Annotated in this window: 3 protein-coding genes; all 3 read right to left on the bottom strand. The window is 74.0% G+C overall.

Annotated features, from left to right (window positions below):
* Positions 1–98 precede the first annotated feature (98 nt).
* The 3 genes from fmt to metK all read right to left on the bottom strand — a co-directional run bounded on the left by fmt (position 99) and on the right by metK (position 4,388).
* Positions 99–1,016 (bottom strand): methionyl-tRNA formyltransferase, encoded by a 918-nt coding sequence (gene fmt / locus I5G_RS01625; RefSeq protein WP_022877493.1) that lies wholly within the window; start codon positions 1,014–1,016, stop codon positions 99–101.
* A 60-nt stretch (positions 1,017–1,076) separates the two neighbouring features.
* Positions 1,077–3,059 (bottom strand): primosomal protein N', encoded by a 1,983-nt coding sequence (locus I5G_RS01620; protein WP_022877492.1) that lies wholly within the window; start codon positions 3,057–3,059, stop codon positions 1,077–1,079.
* A 135-nt stretch (positions 3,060–3,194) separates the two neighbouring features.
* The gene (metK, locus tag I5G_RS01615; protein ID WP_022877491.1) at positions 3,195–4,388 is read right to left on the bottom strand and encodes a methionine adenosyltransferase; all 1,194 of its coding nucleotides are present in this window, start codon (positions 4,386–4,388) and stop codon (positions 3,195–3,197) included.
* Positions 4,389–4,500 lie beyond the last annotated feature (112 nt).

Below are 4,500 nucleotides of genomic sequence, written 5' to 3'. Positions count from 1 at the left end.
CCGCTCGATCGCGTGCGGCAACGACAGGTTCGCGTACGCCTCGTCGGCGGAGACCGCCCGCAGCACGTCGTACGCGACGGCGCGTGCTCCCTGCACGCTCACGAGCCCAGCACCGGGTTCTCGACGCGCAGGCCCCGGAACCAGTCACCGGCGGGCATCGCCCCCTTGCCCGCGGGCTGCACGGTCTCGAGCCGCAGCGGGGAGCTCGCCGTCCCCACCAGGATTTCCCGACCGGATGCCACGACCCGGCCCGGCGGAATCGGATCCGCCGTGCTCGCCCCGGCGCGCAGCACCTTGAGCCGCGCGCCGTCGAACGTCGTGTGGGCGCCGGGTTCGGGCGTGACACCGGCGATCCGCGCGCGGAGGGTCTCGGCATCCAGGGAGAAGTCCAGGGCGCCGTCGTCGAGGGTCAGCTTCGGGGCGAGCGTCGGCTCACCCTGCTGCGGGACCGCGACCGCGGAACCGTCGGCGATTCCGTCCACGACGCGGGCGAGCAGCGGGGCGCCGATCTCGGCGAGGGCGTCGAGCACGTCGCCCGCGGTGGCGTTCCACGGCACCTCGTACCGTTCCTCGGCGAAGACGTCGCCGGCATCCAGTGCGGCGACGAGCTGGAACACGCTCGCGCCGGTCTCGCGGTCGCCCGCGATGAGCGCCCGCTGCACGGGGGCGGCGCCGCGCCAGCGCGGGAGGAGCGAGAAGTGCAGGTTGATCCATCCGTGCGCCGGGGCCGACAGCAGCGGCTCGCGAACCAGGCCGCCGTAGGCGACGATCACGCCGAGTTCGGGCTCGAGCGCCATGATGCGCGCGGTGGCCTCGGCATCCAGGCGGTCGGCTTTGATCGTCGGGATGCCGAGATCCTCCGCCGCCTGCGCGACCGGGGACGGCGTCAGAACGCGTTTGCGGCCGAGCGGCGCGTCGGAACGGGTGACGACCGCGGCGATCTCGTGCGGGCCTTCCGCCAGGGCGCGGAGGGAGGGGACGGCGACGGCGGGGGTGCCGGCGAAGACGAGGCGCATGGTTCTCCTCACGCTTCGGATGCGGGTGGGTGGGACCGGTCTGCTGGGGGCAGGAGGCGCTCAGAGGTCGGGCTCGGGGAGGTCGAGCCGCACTCTGAGTGTATTCCGGGGCCTCGGACCCTTGTCCTTGGTGGACTTGCGGGCCCGCAGAGCATCGGCGATGACCCCCGCGCGGAGGGCGTCGGCGACGGCGCGACCGTGCGCGTAGTCGAACCGCACGAGTGCGCGGGACGTCGGGGTGTCGGGGGTCGTCGACGTGTCGACCGGGCCAAGGACGGCGAGAGCGTCGAGGTCGGGTACGGCCTCGCGCAGCTCGGCGAGCAGGGTGTCGACGCTCCGGGCGTGTCCGTCGACGCTCGCGACGCGCACGGCCGGGGGCATGCGCAGTGGTGCGCGGTCGGCCAGCTCGGCGCGGGCGTAGGCCGGCTGCGTCCACGTCGCGAGCGCCCGGGCCACCGGACCCGCGACGCCCACGAGATGCACCGGCGCTCCCGGTGCCGCGAGGGCCGCGGCGTTCGACCACCAGCGCAGGCAGTGCTCGCCGACGCGCAGCGCTTCGTTCTGCAGCATGCGGTCGCCGTCGAGGAGGATCACCGCGCGGTATCCGCCGCGCGCGATCGGCTCGGCTCCCCGCGTCGCGATGACGAGGGCCGGGGTGGCATCCACCTCCGCCACGGGATGCGCGCCGTCTGCGATGATCACGCGCGTGTTCGGGAACGCGCGGCCCAGCTCGTCGGCCGTGCGCTCGCTGCCCGAGGACGCCATGCGGAGCTTCACCGAGCCGCAGTGCCCGCACGTCCACGCGTGCGCGTTGCGGCCGCACCACGCGCACACCGGAACCGCGCCGGGGCGCGCGGCACGGAGAGGCCCCGCGCAGTGCGTGCAGCGGGCGGGGCGGCGGCAGTCCGCGCACACGAGCGACGGCGCATACCCGGGGCGCGCGACCTGCACGAGCACGGGGCCCTGCGTCAGCGCCTCGCGCGCGGCCGCGAACGCCGAGGACGGCACGCGCGCGGTCCGCGACTCCCCCTCGCGCGTCGCGCTCAAAACGACCCGCGGACTCTGCCGCCGCGCCGGCGCCGACTCGCGCACGTACCCCACCTCGACCAGCCGCTGCACGTCGGTCGAGCGGGTGTGGCCCGCGAAGACGAGAGCCGAGCCCTCCAGCTCCTGTCGCACCAGAGCGGCATCGCGTGCGTGGACACCCGGGGCGAGCGGCTCGGCGAGCAACGAATCGCCGTCGTCCCACAGCGCGACCAGGCCCGTGTCGTGGGCCGGGGCGTAGACCGCCGACCGGCGGCCCACCACGATCACGGGCACGGGCGCGAGGGTGCGAAGGTACTGCGCGTACCGCGCCGGACCGGACTGGTCCGCGTCGTCGCGCACGACCGCGTCGGCCGGCACGAGGTCGGCCAGCGCCGCCATGAGCTGCGCCTGATCGCGGTAGTCCGGGACCACGAGCACGGCGCTCCTCCCCCGCGCGAGCGTATGCACCGCGGCGGCGGCCAGGAGATCGGCCCACGCGCCCCTCGGGAGGGTGCCGGTCGTGTGCGGAGGGGCGTCGACCGCGAGGCGCTCGCCGCCGTCGAGGGCATCCGCGAGCCCCACGTACGGCTTCAGCGCCGCGTCGGCGCGGGCGAGCGACTCCGCCGGGACCACCGGCGTCTCGGGGACCGGTGCGGCGAGCCAGGCCTTCTCGGCCCGCACCATGCGCTTCGGCACCGCGAGGCGCAGCACGTCGCTCACCGAACCCGCGGCGCGGTCCGCGACCTTGCGCGCGAGGGCGAAGAGGCGCTCGGGCAGCACCGGCATCGTCGAGACGACGCTCTCGACGGACGACAGCGGCCGCTCCGTGCCGTCGTCGGCCACGACCTCGACCACGCAGGCATCCATCATCCGACCCGCCGACCGCAGGGGCACCTTCACCCGCACCCCGGGCACGACGTCCGCGACCAGCGGATGCGGGATCGCGTAGTCGAACAGCCGATCGAGCTGCGGGACCGGCGAGTCGAGCTGCACCCGCGCGACGCGGCGGGCGCTCACGCGGCGGCTCCGCGCGCACCTCGCCGCGCACGGCGAGCGGCGGCTCCGCGCGAGCCCCGCCACGCGCGGCGGAGCGGAGCGAGGGATGCCAGGGCAGCGGCGACGCGGTGCACGCCCGGCGCGGGCGCCCCCACGTCAGAGTCCGGCGGCGGTGCGCAGGGCGTCGACGCGGTCGGTGCGCTCCCACGTGAAGTCGGGCAGCTCGCGGCCGAAGTGACCGTACGCGGCCGTCTGCGCGTAGATCGGGCGGAGCAGGTCGAGCTGATCGATGATCGCCTTGGGCCGCAGGTCGAAAACCTCGCGGATGGCCTTCACGATCGTCTCGTCGGCGACGTGCGCCGTGCCGAACGACTCCACGTACAGGCCGACCGGGTTCGCCTTGCCGATCGCGTACGCGACCTGCACCTCGAGGCGGTCGGCGAGACCCGCCGCCACGGCGTTCTTCGCGACCCAGCGCATCGCGTACGCCGCCGAGCGGTCGACCTTGGACGGGTCTTTTCCGCTGAAGGCGCCGCCGCCGTGCCGAGAGGCTCCGCCGTAGGTGTCGATGATGATCTTGCGGCCGGTGAGGCCCGCGTCGCCCTTGGGGCCGCCGATCACGAACGGACCGGCCGGGTTGATGTAGTACTGCACGTCGGGGAGCTCGAGACCCGTGTCGCGCAGCACCGGGTCGATGACCTCGGCCTGCACGAGGGCGCGCAGCTCCTCCTGCGAGATGTCGGGGTGGTGCTGCGTCGACAGGACGACGGAGTCGACCGTGCGCGGCGTATGCCCGTCGTACCCCAGCGTGACCTGGGTCTTGCCGTCGGGGCGCAGGAACGGCAGCGTGCCGTCTTTCCGAACGGATGCCAGGCGCTCGGCGATGCGGTGCGCGGTCCAGGCCGCCATCGGCATGAGCTGCGGCGTCTCGTTCGTGGCGAAGCCGAACATGATGCCCTGGTCGCCCGCGCCCTGCAGGTCGCGGGGGTCGACCGAGCCGCGCTCGCGCTGCTCGAACGCCTTGTTGACGCCCGCGGCGATGTCGGACGACTGCGCGCCGATCGACACGCTGACGCCGCACGAGTCGCCGTCGAAGCCGGTCTCGCTGGAGGTGTACCCGATGCGGTTGACGACGTCGCGCACGATTGCGGGGATCTCGACGTAGGCGCTCGTGGACACCTCGCCCGCGACGTGCACCAGGCCCGTGGTCACGAGGGTCTCGACGGCGACGCGCCCGGACGGGTCCTCGGTGAGGATGGCATCCAGGATGCTGTCGGAGATCTGGTCGCAGATCTTGTCGGGGTGTCCTTCCGTGACGGACTCGGACGTGAACAGGCGCAGGTCGGTCAAAGCGACTCCCGGTCGGTTTCGGGCTGGGGACGGGCACAAGTATGCCCCGGACGGCGGACAGCCGCCCGGGGCATCGCCACATCTGTGAACGGATCAGAGGTGTGGATTACTC

Source organism: Microbacterium sp. B19, assembly GCF_000333395.1.
Taxonomy (GTDB): domain Bacteria; phylum Actinomycetota; class Actinomycetes; order Actinomycetales; family Microbacteriaceae; genus Microbacterium.
The sequence above is the reverse complement of the archived record's forward strand: the minus strand, read 5'-3'. Positions and strand labels throughout refer to the sequence as shown.

What these genes read in the sequence shown, in the direction of transcription:
- fmt (WP_022877493.1), bottom strand. Translation starts at nt 1,016, where the DNA reads ATGCGCCTCGTCTTCGCCGGCACCCCCGCCGTCGCCGTCCCCTCCCTC.